We start from the raw sequence: 16212 nt of genomic DNA, 5'->3' as shown, positions 1-16212 counted from the left end.
CAATCAATCGTCGCCGTCAGGCCCCGCCCGACGATCGGCTGACGACGATCCTGCCGCCGGTCAAGGATGACGGTGCGCCCCGGCGCTCCGATCCCATCGACGAAGTCAAAGCCGCGCTGGCCGGCCCTCCGTCGACGCCAATGCAGCGCGACGCCCTCGACGAGGTCAAGGCCGCACTGGACGGCCGGGGGCCCACGTCCGGCCGGCACGAGCGAGCCGGCCTCGGTGGTGGTCCGCCCGGCGGGTCGCCCCCTCCGCCCCGGCGGCCCGGGGGCCCGGGAGGACCTGGCGGTCCTGGTGGGCAGCCCGTCCCACCCTGGCGCGACTGGGCCTGGACCGAGCAGATCAACTGGCTGTGGGTGCGGCGAGCGGCGTACATCTGCGCGGCGGTGCTGGTGCTGTTGCCGATCGTGACGTTCGCGATGGCGTACTTCATCGTCGACATTCCCAAGCCGGGTGACCTTCGTACCAACCAGGTTTCGACGATCCTGGCCAGCGACGGCTCGGAGATCGCCAAGATCATCCCGCCCGAGGGCAATCGGGTCGACGTCAACATCAACCAAGTTCCCGTGCATGTCCGCCAGGCGGTGATAGCCGCCGAGGACCGCAATTTCTACTCGAACCCGGGGTTCGATTTCAGCGGTTTCGTGCGCGCGGTGAACAACAACCTCTTCGGCAGCGGTGATCTGCAGGGTGGGTCGACGATCACCCAGCAGTATGTGAAGAACGCGCTGGTCGGTTCGGCCCAGCACGGGGTCAGCGGACTGATGCGCAAGGCCAAGGAACTCGTCATCGCCACCAAGATGTCGGGGGAGTGGTCGAAAGACGATGTGCTGCAGGCCTATCTGAACATCATCTATTTCGGCCGCGGCGCCTACGGGATTTCGGCCGCCGCCAAGGCCTACTTCAACAAACCCGTCGAACAACTCACGGTTTCCGAGGGCGCACTGCTGGCGGCACTGATCCGGCGACCGTCCGCACTGGACCCGGCGGTCGATCCGCAGGGCGCCCGTGCCCGCTGGGCGTGGGTGCTCGACGGCATGGTCGAAACCAAGGCGCTGACTCCGAGTGATCGTTCCGCGCAGGAGTTCCCGCCGACCGTGCCGCCGGATCAAGCGCGTGCGCAGAACCAGACGACCGGGCCCAACGGGCTGATCGAGCGTCAGGTGACCAAAGAGTTGATGGAGCTGTTCAACATCGACGAGCGGACCCTGAACACCCAAGGCCTGCAGGTCACCACCACCATCGACCCGAAGGCCCAGCAGGCGGCGGAGAAGGCGGTGTCGAAATACCTCGACGGCCAAGACCCCGATATGCGTTCGGCAGCAGTCTCGGTCGATCCGCACGACGGGGCGATACGCGCCTATTTCGGCGGCACTGACGCCAACGGGTTCGACTTCGCTCAGGCCGGCCTGCAGACCGGATCGTCGTTCAAGGTGTTCTGCCTCATCGCCGCGCTCGAACAGGGGATCGGCCTGGGCTACCAGGTGGACAGCTCGCCCCTGACGGTCGATGGCATCAAGATCACCAACGTCGAGGGCGAGAGCTGCGGGACCTGCAACATCGCCCAGGCGCTCAAGATGTCGTTGAACACCTCCTACTACCGGCTGATGCTCAAGCTCAAGGGCGGCCCCCAGGCCGTCGCCGACGCGGCGCACCAAGCCGGCATCGCGACCAGCTTCCCCGGCGTCGCCCACACCCTGTCCGAGGACGGCAAGGGCGGACCACCCAACAACGGAGTTGTGCTGGGCCAGTATCAAACCCGGGTGTTCGACATGGCCTCGGCGTATGCCACGCTGGCGGCCTCCGGCGTCTATCACCGCCCGCACTTCGTGCAAAAGGTCGTCAACTCCGACGGCCAGGTGCTGTTCGACGCCGCCAACTCCGACAACAAGACCGAGCAACGCATCCCTAAGGCCGTCGCCGACAACACCACCGCGGCCATGGTCCCGATTGCCTCCTATTCGCGCGGCCACGCCCTGTCCGGCGGCCGGCCGTCGGCGGCCAAGACGGGCACCACCCAGCTCGGTGACACCACGTCGAACAAGGACGCCTGGATGGTGGGTTACACGCCGTCGCTGTCGACGGCGGTGTGGGTCGGCACCGCCAAGGGCGATAGCCCGCTGGTAACGGCTTCGGGCGGAGCGGTTTACGGCTCGGGGCTGCCATCGGACATCTGGAAGTCCACCATGGACGGCGCGCTCAAGGGCACGTCCAACGAATCCTTCCCGAAGCCGACCGAGATCGGCGGTTACGCGGGAGTGCCCGTTGCGCCCCCGCCGCCCCCGCCGCCGTCGGAGACCGTCATCCAGCCGACCATCGAAGTGGCGCCGGGCATCACCATTCCGGTCGGTCCGCCCACGACGATCACCATGGCGCCGCCGGCACCCGGTGGCCCGCCGGGTGGCCCGGAGCCGGGCGGCCCGCAGGGGGGCCCACTGGGTGGCCCGCAGGGGGGCCCACTGGGTGGTGGCGGCGTCCCGCCGGGTTTTGGCGGCGTCCCGCCGGGTGGACCCCAAGCGCCGTCACCGCCACCGTGACCGACGCCGCGGAGCATGGCGCCACCACCGCACCGCAGCGGCTCGCCGCGGATCTGCGCAGTGCCGACAACCGAGATTGCCCGAGCCGCAACGACTTTCTGGGTGCCGCGCTCGCCGAGGTCGTCGGGGGACCGGTCGGCAGGCACGCGCTGATCGGCCGCTCCCGGTTGATGACGCCGCTGCGGGTGATGTTCTTGATCGCGCTGGTGTTCCTGGCGCTCGGCTGGTCGACGAAGGCGGCCTGTCTGCAAAGCACCGGCACCGGGACCGCCGACCAACGGGTTGCCAACTGGGACAACCAGCGCGCCTACTACGAGCTGTGCTACTCCGACACCGTGCCGCTCTACAGCGCAGAGTTGTTGAGCCAGGGCAAGTTTCCGTACAAGTCGAGTTGGGTCGAGACCGACTCGACCGGCGCCCAGCAGGTCCGCTACGACGGCAGGCCCGCGGTGCGCTATATGGAGTATCCGGTGCTGACCGGGATCTATCAGTACGTGTCGATGGCGCTGGCCAAGACCTACACCGCGCTGAGCAAGCTCGCCCCGCTTCCGGTGGTCGCCGAGGTGGTGATGTTCTTCGACGTCGCGGCTTTCGGCCTGGCACTGGCCTGGCTGGCCACCGTCTGGGCTAGCGCCGGCCTGGCCGGGCGGCGGATCTGGGATGCGGCCCTGGTGGCCGGCTCCCCGATACTGATCTTTCAGATATTCACCAACTTCGACGCGCTGGCAACGGCTTTCGCGATGGCCGGGCTCCTGGCCTGGGCGCGACGAAAACCGGTGCTGGCAGGTGTGCTGATCGGATTGGGCGCCGCGGCGAAGATGTATCCCTTGCTGTTTTTGGGCCCGATGCTGCTGCTGGGAATCCGGACCGGGCGTCTGCGTGCCTGGGCCCGCACCGCGGTAGCGGCGGCGGTGACCTGGCTGCTGGTGAATCTGCCCGTGCTGGTCTTCTTTCCGCGCGGCTGGTCGGAGTTCTTCCGGCTCAACACGCGGCGCGGCGACGACATGGACTCGGTGTACAACGTCATCAAGTCGTTCACCGGCTGGCGGGGGTTCGACCCCAAGCTCGGGTTCTGGCAGCCGCCGACGGTGCTCAACACCGTTGTCGCGGTGCTGTTCGTGGCGTGTTGTGCGGCAATCGCATTCATCGCGCTGACCGCCCCGCAACGGCCACGGGTGGCGCAACTGCTGTTCCTGGTGGTCGCCGCTTTCCTGTTGACCAACAAGGTGTGGAGCCCTCAGTTCTCGCTGTGGTTGGTGCCGCTGGCGGTGCTCGCTGTGCCGCATCGCCGGATACTGCTGGCGTGGATGACCGTCGACGCCCTGGTGTGGGTGCCGCGGATGTATTACCTGTACGGCAACTCCAACCGCTCGCTGCCCGAACAGTTCTTCACCACGACCGTGCTGCTGCGAGACATCGCGGTTATAGTGTTGTGCGCGTTGGTGATTCGGCAGATCTACCGACCTGGCGAGGATTTGGTGCGCTGGGGCGGCCGGGTGGACGATCCGGCGGGTGGGCCGTTTGACCGCGCACCTGACGCGCCATCCGGATGGGTTCCGGACTGGCTGCGACCGGCCGGTTCGCGCCGTGGGAACGCGCCGGCGTCCGAACCCGCGCTGCTGGGGCAATCATGACTCAGGTCGCCATCCCGATCTTCCCGCGCTTCACCGCTCTCGACGCGGTGGGCCCCTACGAGGTGCTGCAACGCATTCCGTCGATCGACGTCGTGTTCGTAGGGCACCAGCGCGGTGAGGTGCGGACCGAGAACGGGATGCTGGGTGTCAGCTGCGACGCCACCTTCGACGAGGTGGATGCACCCGATGTAGTGGTTTTTCCTGGCGGCATCGGCACCAGGCAGCTTGTTCACGACGAGGCAATCCGGGCGTGGCTGCAGGCGGTACACCCCAATACGACGTTCACCACCTCGGTGTGCACGGGTGCCCTGCTGCTGGCCGCGGCCGGTCTGCTGGACGGGCTCACCGCCACCACCCACTGGCGGGCCGCCGACCTCCTCAACGGACTGGGCGCCCGCTACGTGCCCGAACGCGTCGTCGAACACCTGCCGCAGCGGCTCATCACCGCGGCCGGGGTGTCCAGCGGCATCGACATGGCGCTACGTCTGGTGGAGTTGCTCGTCGATCGCGAGGCCGCGCAGGCCGCTCAGCTGCTCATCGAATACGACCCGCAGCCGCCCTTCGACTCGGGCGCGCTCGCCAAGGCCGATCCCGCGACGGTGGCGAGGGCCGACGAATACTTGGCCGCCCGGCAATAGTAGTTGCCCAAAGCCCGGATTTTTCTGGTCAGGCCGGTATCCGGTAACCTGATGCGGTTGCCGACGCAGGCGACTCTCCTGCCACGGATCGACCGTGGCCGCTCAGACCAGAGGAGGTGGTGAGGTTTCCATGCGTCCATACGAAATCATGGTCATTCTTGACCCCACGCTCGACGAACGTACCGTTGCCCCGTCCTTGGAGACGTTCCTGAACGTCGTCCGCAAGGATGGTGGATCCGTCGACAAGGTCGACATCTGGGGCAAGCGCCGACTTGCCTACGAGATTGCCAAGCACGCCGAAGGCATCTACGTCGTCGTCGATCTGAAGGCCGAGCCGGCGACGGTATCCGAGCTCGACCGCCAGCTGAGCCTCAACGAGTCGGTACTGCGCACCAAGGTGATGCGCATCGACAAGCACTAACAGCCTTGGTTGCGTCGCGTGCTTATCGTCGGCGCACTTGCCTAGGCTGTTGAGAGCTCAGTGAAAGTAGCTCATGACACCCACCGTCCGAGCGGCGGACCCAGGAGGAAATTGTGGCTGGTGACACCACTATCACCGTTGTCGGAAACCTGACCGCCGACCCCGAACTGCGGTTCACTCCGTCGGGTGCTGCCGTCGCGAATTTCACGGTGGCGTCGACCCCGCGGATCTATGACCGTCAAAGTGGGGAATGGAAAGACGGTGAGGCGCTATTCCTGCGGTGCAACATCTGGCGGGAAGCCGCCGAGAACGTCGCGGAAAGCCTTACGCGTGGATCCCGGGTGATCGTCACCGGCCGGCTCAAGCAGCGCTCCTTCGAGACGCGCGAAGGTGAGAAGCGCACCGTCTTCGAGGTCGAGGTCGACGAGATCGGCCCCTCGCTGCGGTATGCCACCGCCAAGGTCAATAAGGCCAGCCGCAGTGGCGGCGGGGGTGGCGGCTTCGGCGGCGGTGGTGGCGGTGGCGGTGGATCCCGCCAGCAGACGGCGCCGGCCAGCAGTGCGCCCGCCGACGACCCGTGGGGCAGCGCCCCGGCATCCGGCTCGTTCGCCGGTGGAGACGACGAACCGCCGTTCTAAACAAGACTTCAGCAGTACGAAACGGAAAGAAAGACAGACATGGCCAAGTCCAACAAGCGGCGCCCGGCTCCGGAAAAGCCGATCAAAGCGCGTAAATGTGTCTTCTGCTCGAAGAAGGGACAAGAGATCAACTACAAGGACACCGCGTTGCTGCGCACGTACATCAGTGAGCGCGGCAAGATCCGCGCGCGTCGCGTCACCGGCAATTGTGTCCAGCACCAGCGCGACGTTGCCATTGCGGTGAAGAACGCCCGCGAAGTGGCGCTGCTGCCCTTTACCTCCTCGGCGCGATAGTCGCCGCAGGCCTACCGAAAGTACGAAACGATGAAGCTGATTCTGACGGCTGACGTCGACCACCTTGGCGCCGTCGGTGACACGGTCGAGGTCAAGGACGGTTACGGCCGCAACTTCTTGCTCCCGCGCGGGTTGGCGATCGTGGCCTCCCGCGGCGCGCAGAAGCAGGCCGACGATATCCGCCGGGCCCGCGAAACCAAGGCGGTCCGCGACCTCGGGCACGCCAACGAACTCAAGACGGCGATCGAGGCGCTCGGCCCGGTTTCGCTGCCGGTGAAGACCGCGGCCGATTCCGGGAAGCTGTTCGGCTCGGTGACCACCGGCGATGTCGTCGCGGCGATCAAGAAGGCCGGCGGTCCCAACCTGGACAAGCGGATCGTGCGGCTGCCCAAGTCGCACATCAAGGCCCTGGGGACGCACCCGGTCGCGGTGCATCTACACCCCGAGGTCGACGTCGAGGTCGCGCTCGAGGTCGTGGCGCAGAGCTAAGCACCCGACGTTTGCTCGTTTCCCGGCGGTGGCCTGATCGGCCGCCGCCGGGCTTCGTTGTGCTGCGGGCACGCGGCCGCACTCCGCCGGCAAGAATCGCGGACGTGCTCCCTGGCGAACTATTTCTCGGGTACATTTCACCGGGGTGCTTTACCGGCCCGTAACGCTGGGAAAACACGGCGGAAAGCCAACACGCCCGGGGCAGTAACCTGGCCCGACACGCCGTAGAGATTCTTGTCCACACGAATTCCATGGCGTTGTATGGCCGGTATCTGCACTGATGTCCTAGCCCTTTGCATTAATCCACAGGTTCTCCACACCCCGCTCAACACAGGTGTCGACGGATATGCACACACGATGCACAGCTTCATGAACAGCACCCCCTTTGCCTACTAGCCAGCAACGTTTAACGTCGTCCCGGCGCCGGGCGTGCGGGTGCTCTGGGGCGCAGGTTGTCAGCACCTTGACTTACGCTCGATGTCGACTATCGAATGTATGTTCGGATGCGTGAGTCGGGGTAGGAGGGAATGCGTGGCGGTCGTCGATGACTTGGCGTCGGGCATGGATACCTCGCCGCCAAGCGAGGACTTCGGCCGGCAGCCACCGCAGGACCTGGCGGCCGAGCAGGCGGTGCTGGGCGGCATGTTGCTGAGCAAGGACGCCATCGCCGATGTGCTGGAACGGCTGCGGCCGGGCGACTTCTACCGCCCCGCCCATCAGAACGTCTACGACGCGATCCTCGACCTCTACGGGCGTGGCGAGCCGGCCGACGCGGTGACCGTCGCCGCCGAGCTGGACCGCCGCAACCTGCTGCGCCGCATCGGCGGGGCGCCGTATCTACACACGCTGATCTCGACGGTGCCGACCGCGGCCAACGCCAGCTACTACGCGACCATCGTGGCCGAGAAGGCGCTCCTGCGGCGTCTCGTGGAGGCCGGAACGCGGGTCGTGCAGTACGGCTATGCCGGCGCCGAGGGCGCCGACGTGGCCGAGGTGGTCGACCGCGCGCAGGCAGAGATCTACGAGGTGGCCGAGCGCCGGACGTCGGAGGATTTCGTTCCGCTCGAGGATCTGCTGCAGCCGACCATGGACGAGATCGACGCCATCGCCTCGAACGGCGGTGTCGCGCGCGGCGTGCCGACCGGATTCACCGAGCTCGACGAGGTGACCAACGGTCTGCACGCCGGGCAGATGATCATCGTGGCGGCCAGGCCTGGGGTGGGGAAGGCGCTCGCGTTGGACACGCCGCTGCCCACCCCGACCGGCTGGACGACAATGGGTGATGTCGCAGTTGGTGATGAGTTGCTTGGCGCCGACGGGCGGCCGACGCGGGTGGTAGCCGCGACCGACGTGATGTTGGACCGACCGTGCTACGAGGTGGAGTTCTCCGACGGGACGGTGATAGTCGCCGACGCGGCGCATCAGTGGCTGACGGAGACACGCGCATCCAGGAAGTCTGCGCAAGCTGCGGCCGTCGGCTACAACCGCTATAAGAATCAGCGCACCTTTGCGGCGGTGCGAACGACGGCCGAAATCGCAGGAACTCTGCGCTGTGCCACTCAAGACCGTCGACTGAACCACAGCGTGGTCAATGCGCGCGCACTTGACCTGCCGGATCGCGAACTATTGGTTCCCGCATACACTCTCGGCGCCTGGCTTGGTGACGGCACCAGTGCCGCAGCCCAGATCACAACGGCCGATCCTGAAATCATTATGCGAATCGAAGCCGACGGGTTCGTCGCGGTTCCCTCGGCCTCCGCTCTGTACCGCTATCAGCTGCGCCTACCGGCTGACGCCGAGCCAGCTCCTCGTCAGTGCGCGGTATGCGGCAAGGATTTCATTCCTCACACCAGTCAGGTGCGCACCTGCGGACGTTCATGCGGTGGCCGGGCACGGTTTGTCTCGACTCCGGTGCCGGTACCCACCTGTGTTCGCTGCGGGGGTCCGTCGTGCGGGCTGCGGTTGTGCCAGAACTGCCACACGGCTGTGGGGACCTTGCAGGCGCGACTCCGGACACTGGGAGTGCTTGGTAACAAGCACATTCCGATGGAGTACCTGCGGGGGTCTGAGACGCAGCGGCGTGCCCTGCTCGCCGGATTGCTCGACACCGACGGAACCGTGACCGCCGGCGGTGCCGTCCAATTCTCAGTCACCAGCGATCGGCTGGCGTCCGATGCCGCTGAGCTGGTCGTCAGCCTTGGTTATCGCTGCCAGACCTCGACGAAGCGCGTCCGGGGCCGTTGCGAGTCGTCGAGCATCGCTTACACGCTGACCTTTTCCACCGACGACGCGGTGTTCGCGCTGCGGCGAAAGGCAATGACGCACAAGGAGCGCCGGGCTGCGGCCGGCACCATCCGTTCCGGGTCGCGCTTCATCGTGGACGTTCGCCCGGTTGAGACGGTTGCCGTGCGTTGTGTCGAAGTGGACAACGACAGCCACCTGTATCTGGCGAGCAAGGCAATGGTCCCAACGCATAACTCCACCCTCGGGTTGGACTTCCTGCGGTCGTGCTCGATCAAGCACCGCATGGCCAGCGTCATCTTCTCGCTGGAGATGAGCAAGTCCGAGATCGTCATGCGGCTGTTGTCGGCGGAGGCGAAGATCAAGCTCGCCGACATGCGGTCCGGTCGCATGAGCGACGAGGACTGGACGCGGCTAGCGCGGCGGATGAGCGAAATCAGCGAGGCGCCACTGTATATCGATGACTCGCCGAACCTGACGATGATGGAGATCCGTGCCAAGGCGCGCCGGTTGCGGCAGAAATCCGACTTGCGTCTAGTGGTGGTCGACTATCTGCAGCTGATGTCGTCGGGAAAGAAGGTCGAGTCGCGGCAGCTCGAGGTGTCCGAGTTCTCGCGCCAACTCAAGCTTTTGGCCAAGGAGCTCGAAGTCCCCGTCGTTGCGATCAGCCAGCTAAACCGCGGTCCCGAGCAGCGCACCGACAAGAAGCCGATGCTGTCGGACCTTCGTGAGTCGGGATCGCTGGAGCAGGACGCGGACATGGTGATCCTGCTGAACCGGCCGGATGCGTTCGAACGCGACGATCCGCGCGGGGGAGAGGCGGATTTCATTCTCGCCAAGCACCGCAACGGCCCCACCAAGACGGTGACGGTCGCGCACCAGCTGCACCTGTCGCGGTTCACCAATATGGCGCGGTGACTGTAGGTTACCACTGTCGAGATGCAACGAAGATTGACAAAGTGAGCAGTCTTGTTAACAAGCTCGCACGACGCTCTGCTCCCTGGAGCCGTCGAGCCGGTCGGTGCTTATTGTAGGTGCTCAAACAAAATGGCCATGCGGCCCTGCATCTCCGGTGGATTCAGGCCATGCGGGGTTGATCCTGTGTGGCGCAAACTCGGGTTGTCATCGGGCGGCGACGAAGCGCCGAGGTGTTTCGGTCTCATTTTGAAGGGAGCCGTGACTCAGGGGTGGGGAGTTTTACGTGCTCGACGTCCGGGGGCGGCCGCTGCGGGCAATTCCAGCGAACGCCTCAGGTATTGGGTGAGTTCGAGTGCCACGTCGTCAGCGGGCCTGTCGAATTCGCTATTGACCCAGTCGGTTAACCACACTTGCAGTGCTGACACCACGAGGCCCGCTAACAGCGATGGCCGCATGGGGGGAACTCCTTCGGATTCGACTGCGTCGTGCGCCAGCGCGACCATTGTGTCGATGCCGGTACGCCAGGCGTCGCGCTGGTTGCCGCGGCCCCAATTGTGGCCGCCTGTGGCCCAGCTCAATCCTTCGCTGACGTGGATGCGCAAGTAGTTGGGATGTTCGGCGAAGTAGGTGACGAGCGCATGAAGCGATGCGAACAGTCGTTGGACCGGCGAAGTGCAGTCAGCTATGGATTGTTGTCCTGCGGAAATGAATTCTTCGACGCGCTGCTGATTGAGGACGTCCCATATTTCGTCCTTGCCGGCGAAGTGTTTGTACAGCGTCGCTAGGGACACGTCGGCGGTGCGCGCGATGTCTGCGACCTTGGTCTTGTCGAACCCTGCCCTGGCGAACTCGTACTCAGCGGCTGAAATGATCTGCATCCGATACATTTGCCGGCGGGTTTCGTGAATGCTGGGGACGTTCACCGGTATCGAGTCACTGTGCCATACCGTCCTTCGGGCCGGGGTACTGCCTGCTCGAGCATAATTGACCCGTCAGAGAGTTCCTCTGACCACCGGCGATGGGCCTGACGTGCGTTACTGCGACTTGCCGTGACGTCCAATTTGTTTCCACTTCTGGTGGTTGAGAGTGTAGAGCCAGGGGAGCACTACGTAAGGGGTCAGATACCAGATGACTACGGCCCACCAGCCGATAACACCGAACCGGCTGGCCGGCGTCGCTGATCACGGTCGAACCCCTTTCTCGGATGTTCGTTGGGGATGGCGATCACGCACGTTGTGGTGTCGCGAATTCGGGTGGTGCTTGCTCGGATCGAGTCGGCCTGGCGCTTCTTGGGAGGATTAGCACGCCTAAGCCCCCGTCTTGTTGGTGGTTCATCGTTGGTGGGTTCGCAAGGCGATCATGAGGGCGGTTGCTTTGGCCAGTGTTGTTGTGTCGTTGGAGCGGGTCAGCTCGGCGCTGAGGAAGCTTTTGCGTCCTTCGATGACGTCGATGCGGGCGGTGGCCTGCAGTGGGGTGTCGGTCAATACGTATTCGGTGTAGTCGACGTGGAGGTAGGCGGTGCGGCTGATCGGGCGGCCGGCGGCGTCGATGGTGAGGGCGAAGTGCCAGTCGAAAAGTAGCGGTAGCGCGCCGCCGAGGACGACGTCATGGGCGCCATGGTAGAAGCGGCCGAACTTGCCGTGCAGGACAACACCTTTGGCGCTAGTGGTGTGGATGGTGAACGCTGGTATCAGTGGGTTCCCAAAGCCGGGTAGTGCGGCATCGCGACCGGCTGGGGCCTGTGTTTCAGGTGCCCGATTCTGGGTGAGGATTGTCGTGAGTCGGCGCAGTTGGGTTGCCGCCGCGGTCCACACGGCGGCGTTGGGGTTCGCTGACTGCGTGGCGTCTTGTAATTCCCGCAGGGTCTGGATGTACTCCACGAATGCAGGGCTGGCAGCCTCGGGTCGATACTGTGAGAAGTCGAAGGCGGGTGATGTCATCGTGTCCGTTCGCGGCTATGCGGCGCCAGGGTCCTTTTGAGAGGCGGATGTCGCTGAGCGTCGCGCAGCGACGCTCAAAATCGCTGTGTCTTCTGCACTTTCGGCGTCGTTGCAACGGCTGTGTGCGTGGGTCGCCGGGTGCGCCCAGCGCTTGGGTGCATTGGCTGAATCTGATCTTCGCCAACGCACCCAAGCCCGGCGTGGCGGTTGCCTAAGCGCGGACCGAGACGGGAGTGCCAGTGCCGCGGACGGCGTCCGCTCGGGTCGACGCCCGGTCCGCCGCCAGAGCTTTGCGCCCGTAGAGGTAGCCCAGTTGCTTGGCGACGAAGGGAAGGCTGACGATGGGTGCGATCATCCACGGCAGGTTCTCATAGATCAGCACGATCGAGACGTCCCAGAATCCGTGGCGTGGGAAGTTGGGAAAGCCGTGGCGCGCTTCGGCGATGAAGTAGATGAAAAACACCGTCAACATGACCGCCATGGTGAAGAAGGTCCACCACAGCGGACGGATACGTTTGTCGGGGTCGTTGCCGGCTTTCCTCAACTTCGACCACGAGTACAGCAGGATGGCGGCGCCGGTTACGACAGCCAGTTCCATCGCCCACAACGCTCCGTCGCTGTTGAGATAGCGCACATCGTTGATGCCGTAGTACCAGATCAGCCATCCCCAGCGCTGACCCTGGGTGATGTGCATCTTGCCCATCAGGTCACCGACGAGCCAGATGACCTCCCACCAGAGCTCGCTTGCGGCGCCGGCAATGCAAAACCAGAGCATCTGAAACTCATTGGCTTTTTCCAACGTCGTGCGTGCCTCGCCCGGAATATCGATCCATGACGCGATGAACATGATGAATACCGGGGTCATAAACAGAAAACAGGCGATCGTGCCGGTCACGGGCACCATCGGGATCAGCCCCACGCCGACTCCGATGATGCTGCCCACCGCGATCGTTGTTGTAAACGCCGCGCACCACGCGTAAGTCCGGACGCGCCGTTTGGCCCATGGTCGGGCGAAATCGTGTTCAAGGGCGGTTGTCATCACAGCCTCCTGCCGCTGGAGTGGAAAACTTCGTGCGACCCGCGAAGCAGAATCGCTATTCTGTAAGCTAGCATCACGATACTGTGTGGCGCAATGGGTGTTCTATTGTGGGGCGGCAGCCGCGGTGAGCGCGGGGCCAGGTCGTGGCGACAAAACCATGAAGGGAGTCCGGCGTTGATGACTTATGGACCGTCAGCGTCAGTCGTGGAGCGGACGCGGAAGTTGTTAGATCCCCAGCGATGTAACGACTTTCGCTTCACCGAGTCGGGCTATATGGACTTTCTTGGTGAGCAGGTACCGCCTGCGCCACGCATCGTGCACCGATTGATGAATACCGAGTTCTATACCGGCGGCTACGAGCGCGGCCGCGCCGCGCTGCGACGCCTCGTGGGGCTCGTTGCTCCGCAGCGCGCCGACGACCGCACACGAATACTGGCCGGCCTTCAGCTAAGACCGGGTGCTACGGTGATCGACCTGGGTTGCGGGCCGGGTAATTTCACCGGGCTGTTCGGCAGTGCTGTGGGCGAGAACGGTTTGGCGGTGGGAGTCGACGCCTCACACCACATGTTGCGGCGTGCCACCATCGACAATGCGGGCCCCAACGTGGCGTATTTACGTGCCGACGCCCAGAAACTACCCTTTGCCGACCAAAGCGCCGATGCCATCGCATGCCTTATGGCTCTTTATCTCATCGAGCAACCCTTCAACGCGCTCGATGAGATTACCCGCGTGCTGCGTCCCAACGGTCGGGTGGTCATCCTCACCAGTCTGGCGCCAGGGGGTACGCGCGGTGATGTGCGCAGCCGGGTGGTTGAAGGTGTTAGCGGCTGTCGGATGTTCGGCCGTGATGAAATCGTTAAAGCTTTGCGTCTGAGAGGTTTCGGCGAAGTCGAGCAACGAACCGGCGGTCTGTCTCAGTTGGTGACCGCTACCCGGCACCTTCTCGGCGGGGGAAAAGACACACGATGAAATGACCCCACAGCGCCGCGTTCAGGCCGCGACTCGGTACTGATGCCAGTGACTGCAGTCGAGTTCATTTCTCCCAGCGGCGTGTGCCGCGCGTGGCATGGCGTGGCCGACACCGATGTTCTTGCTGGGCCGCAGGGTCGGCCGGTCGTCGTGATGGCGCACGGCGTCGGCGGGACGGTCGACACTGGTCTACTGCCGTTCGCAAAACCGTTGTGCGCAATTGGATGCGATGTGCTGGCGTTCGACTACCACGGGTTCGGCGCTTCCGCGGGGGTCGGCGGACAGTCGGTATCGATGCGCCGCCAGGTCGAGGACTATCACGCCGCGGTGGACATTGCTCGCTCGCTGCCGACCGCGGATCCGGACCGGGTCGTGCTGTGGGGAGCCTCGCTGGCCGGCGGCCACGTTGTCGTCGTCGCAGCTCAACGCAGCGACGTCGCCGCGGTGATCGCGGTGACACCGCTGGTAGATGGTTGGGCCGCAGCGGTTCTCGCGCTGCGCCAACGTCGCCCAGGCTCGTTGGCCAGGTGCACTCTAGCCGGCATACGAAGCCGTATCAGAACCGCTCGCGGCGGGCGTCCGATCACGATCCCGTTGGTCGGTCTCCCCGGTGAAGACGCGGCGCTCAACCTCGAGGGCTACCACGACCGGTACACCGCGCTGGCGGGACCGACGTGGGTCAACCGGATCGATGCCGCCGTCGGTTTTGAACTGCTTCGATATCGGCCCACGCGCGTCGCGGCCAAGGTCCGGTGTCCGATGCTGGTCCAGATCGGGGATGCCGACCGTAGCGCGCCTCCCTGCGGCGCAAGCCGCGATGGCAGCCAAAGCCGGTGCCCTAGTGCAGCATTACCCGTGTGATCATTTCGACGTGTGGCCGCACGGGCCCGCCTTCGACGCGGTAATCGCCCACCAGCGCGAATTTCTGTACACGCTGTTTCGTGACTCACCGCGATAAGACCCGCTCGGCAAAGATTGGACCACCTCGCGCCGGGAGTGCGGTGCTCCCGACGGCTCGGTGAGGTTGATCGCGCGATGATGTGCAGCGAAGATCAACAAGCGGCGTGTCGAGAGAGCTTGTTAATATTCGTTGCCAACGCGCAGGTCAACGCACGACGAACGAGGAGATCGGCGGCATCGGCGGTTCGCATGCCAGTCGGACACTGCCCGGTGATCTCACGCTCGCCCTGGAGGTCCGACGGAGGCGGAGTACGGCACCACTGTCGGCGGCGGGCCGATTGTCGGGTGCAGCGATGCACGATGCGTCTACGACAAAGGTGTTGCGGACCAATTGATGAGTGTGGCAACGGAATTGGATTTATCACCCCAGGCCGCGATGCTTGGCGTTTGAGTCCGACGCGGCGCACGCAAAGGCGACGGGCGTGTCGCCGCGGGTGGGGCTGCTGTGCCTGCCGACGCTGAGCACGCATGGCTATGAAGTCATCCGCCGCGACGCGATCCCGGAAATGAGTGCGGTCCTTGTCGCATTCCTGCTGCGCTAGGGAGCCGGGCAGATGCCGCGCTCGAAGGTCCGGGTGATCAGTGGCGCGACGGTGTGCCGAGGCAGTGCACCGGCCATGGCTTGCTCACAGCCCTGCAGGATCAATCCGTAGAGCGCGCGCCAAATCCAGGTCGGGTTGAGGTCAGAGTCGAACACGCCTTCGTCCTGTCCCCGCGTGATCAGGTTGATCAACAACTCCTCGTTCGGGGACTGGGCCGGTGGGATATCGCGGAGCACCGCCGGGTCACCGAAGAGGAAGACCACCCGTTCACCGACTGAGACGGCTGCGGTGATGAATCGCCGCATCGCGTCGAGAGCGGGTCCGTCGTCGGTGGCGGCCTCGTCCGCCGCTTCAGTGAGCAGGCGGATCGAGTCCAGGGTCGCCTCGTAGATCAGCGTCTCGCGGTCGGCGAAGTAGCGGTGCAGCGTCGTGCGGCCGACCCCGGCCACGGTGGCGATCTCGGGCATGGTGGCCGTCCGGTTCGCGGCCAATGCAGAGGCCGTAGCAGCGAGGATCGCGGCTCTGGTGCGCGCTTGCACACCCGAGAGTTGCTTTGTCGAGACGGACACGATGTGATCCTAGTCTGCCCGAAATAGAACGTTGACGTTCCGATATTGAACGATTATGTTCGTTCGAAACGGATCTCAACTAGGTGGTACTAGCGGGGTTGAGCCGCATGACGGCGTCCTCGACACCGGGGACCGGAAGGTGGTCGGGAAAGTGATGCGCGCTGTTCGCACGCTGCAGCTTGGATGGATACCGCTGGTGTTGGTGTGCCGGAGCCGTAGTGCCCGCCGCCGATGACGACTTTTCAAAGGAGAGGTACAACGAGTTGACCCAACCAGTCCGAGGACCTCGATGCAGTCTCCGGCCAGGCCTGGCTCAACGGGTTCCCCGTGCGGGTGGAAGCCCTCGGGACGGACACGCGCAAACCGACCCCGTCAACGCT

13 protein-coding genes and 2 pseudogenes are annotated in these 16212 nt (G+C 64.7%); 11 read left to right on the top strand and 4 right to left on the bottom strand.

Translation table 11 applies throughout. The annotated features are described in order from the left end of the window. Positions 1-2 precede the first annotated feature (2 nt). The 8 genes from ACZYVJ_RS14650 (at position 3) to dnaB (ending at position 9813) form a co-directional block, all read left to right on the top strand. Positions 3-2540 (top strand): transglycosylase domain-containing protein, encoded by a 2538-nt coding sequence (locus tag ACZYVJ_RS14650; RefSeq protein ID WP_463833000.1) that lies wholly within the window; start codon positions 3-5, stop codon positions 2538-2540. Beyond that, on the top strand, positions 2537-4174 hold the full coding sequence (locus tag ACZYVJ_RS14645) for a glycosyltransferase family 87 protein (protein ID WP_463831672.1): 1638 nt from the start codon (positions 2537-2539) through the stop codon (positions 4172-4174). The genes ACZYVJ_RS14650 and ACZYVJ_RS14645 overlap by 4 nt, the downstream gene beginning before the upstream one ends. Beyond that, positions 4171-4812: a DJ-1/PfpI family protein gene (locus ACZYVJ_RS14640; RefSeq protein ID WP_463831671.1), complete on the top strand. Its 642-nt coding sequence runs from the start codon at positions 4171-4173 to the stop codon at positions 4810-4812. The genes ACZYVJ_RS14645 and ACZYVJ_RS14640 overlap by 4 nt, the downstream gene beginning before the upstream one ends. A gap of 130 nt (positions 4813-4942) precedes the next feature. Beyond that, complete coding sequence (rpsF, locus tag ACZYVJ_RS14635; protein ID WP_463831670.1) at positions 4943-5233, top strand: 30S ribosomal protein S6; 291 nt, start codon at positions 4943-4945, stop codon at positions 5231-5233. Between the two features lie 113 nt (positions 5234-5346). Then, the gene (locus ACZYVJ_RS14630) at positions 5347-5871 is read left to right on the top strand and encodes a single-stranded DNA-binding protein (RefSeq protein ID WP_463831669.1); all 525 of its coding nucleotides are present in this window, start codon (positions 5347-5349) and stop codon (positions 5869-5871) included. Positions 5872-5910: 39 nt separating this feature from the next. Beyond that, on the top strand, positions 5911-6165 hold the full coding sequence (gene rpsR / locus ACZYVJ_RS14625; protein ID WP_463831667.1) for a 30S ribosomal protein S18: 255 nt from the start codon (positions 5911-5913) through the stop codon (positions 6163-6165). Between the two features lie 30 nt (positions 6166-6195). After that, entirely contained in the window at positions 6196-6654 is a 459-nt protein-coding gene (gene rplI / locus ACZYVJ_RS14620; RefSeq protein WP_463831666.1) for a 50S ribosomal protein L9, read from the top strand. A gap of 531 nt (positions 6655-7185) precedes the next feature. Continuing rightward, positions 7186-9813, top strand: a complete 2628-nt coding sequence (gene dnaB / locus ACZYVJ_RS14615; protein WP_463831665.1) for a replicative DNA helicase — start codon at positions 7186-7188, stop codon at positions 9811-9813. Between the two features lie 263 nt (positions 9814-10076). On the opposite strand, the gene ACZYVJ_RS14610 is transcribed toward dnaB, so the two are convergent. The 3 genes from ACZYVJ_RS14610 to ACZYVJ_RS14600 form a co-directional block, all read right to left on the bottom strand. Beyond that, positions 10077-10736, bottom strand: a complete 660-nt coding sequence (locus ACZYVJ_RS14610) for a TetR/AcrR family transcriptional regulator (protein WP_463831664.1) — start codon at positions 10734-10736, stop codon at positions 10077-10079. Positions 10737-11144: 408 nt separating this feature from the next. Beyond that, a complete protein-coding gene (locus ACZYVJ_RS14605; RefSeq protein WP_463831663.1) occupies positions 11145-11753 on the bottom strand; it encodes a hotdog family protein in 609 nt (202 codons plus the stop codon). Between the two features lie 211 nt (positions 11754-11964). After that, entirely contained in the window at positions 11965-12792 is an 828-nt protein-coding gene (locus ACZYVJ_RS14600) for an Emopamil-binding protein (protein WP_463831662.1), read from the bottom strand. A 177-nt stretch (positions 12793-12969) separates the two neighbouring features. On the opposite strand from ACZYVJ_RS14600, the gene ACZYVJ_RS14595 reads away from it, so the two are divergent. From ACZYVJ_RS14595 to ACZYVJ_RS14585, 3 genes and pseudogenes are all read left to right on the top strand, one after another. After that, positions 12970-13761 (top strand): class I SAM-dependent methyltransferase, encoded by a 792-nt coding sequence (locus tag ACZYVJ_RS14595; protein WP_463831661.1) that lies wholly within the window; start codon positions 12970-12972, stop codon positions 13759-13761. Between the two features lie 42 nt (positions 13762-13803). Further along, positions 13804-14719: pseudogene (locus ACZYVJ_RS14590) on the top strand (alpha/beta hydrolase). 154 nt (positions 14720-14873) lie between these two features. Further along, positions 14874-15263 (top strand): annotated as a pseudogene (locus tag ACZYVJ_RS14585) (peptidase M42); the annotation flags it as partial. On the opposite strand, the gene ACZYVJ_RS14580 reads toward ACZYVJ_RS14585, so the two are convergent. After that, a complete protein-coding gene (locus ACZYVJ_RS14580) occupies positions 15260-15832 on the bottom strand; it encodes a TetR/AcrR family transcriptional regulator (protein WP_463831660.1) in 573 nt (190 codons plus the stop codon). The pseudogene ACZYVJ_RS14585 and the gene ACZYVJ_RS14580 overlap by 4 nt on opposite strands. Between the last annotated feature and the right edge of the window lie 380 nt (positions 15833-16212).

The organism is Mycobacterium sp. IDUB_3 (assembly GCF_055419585.1).
Note: the sequence above shows the minus strand (reverse complement) of the source record. Positions and strands in the feature narration are given on the sequence as shown.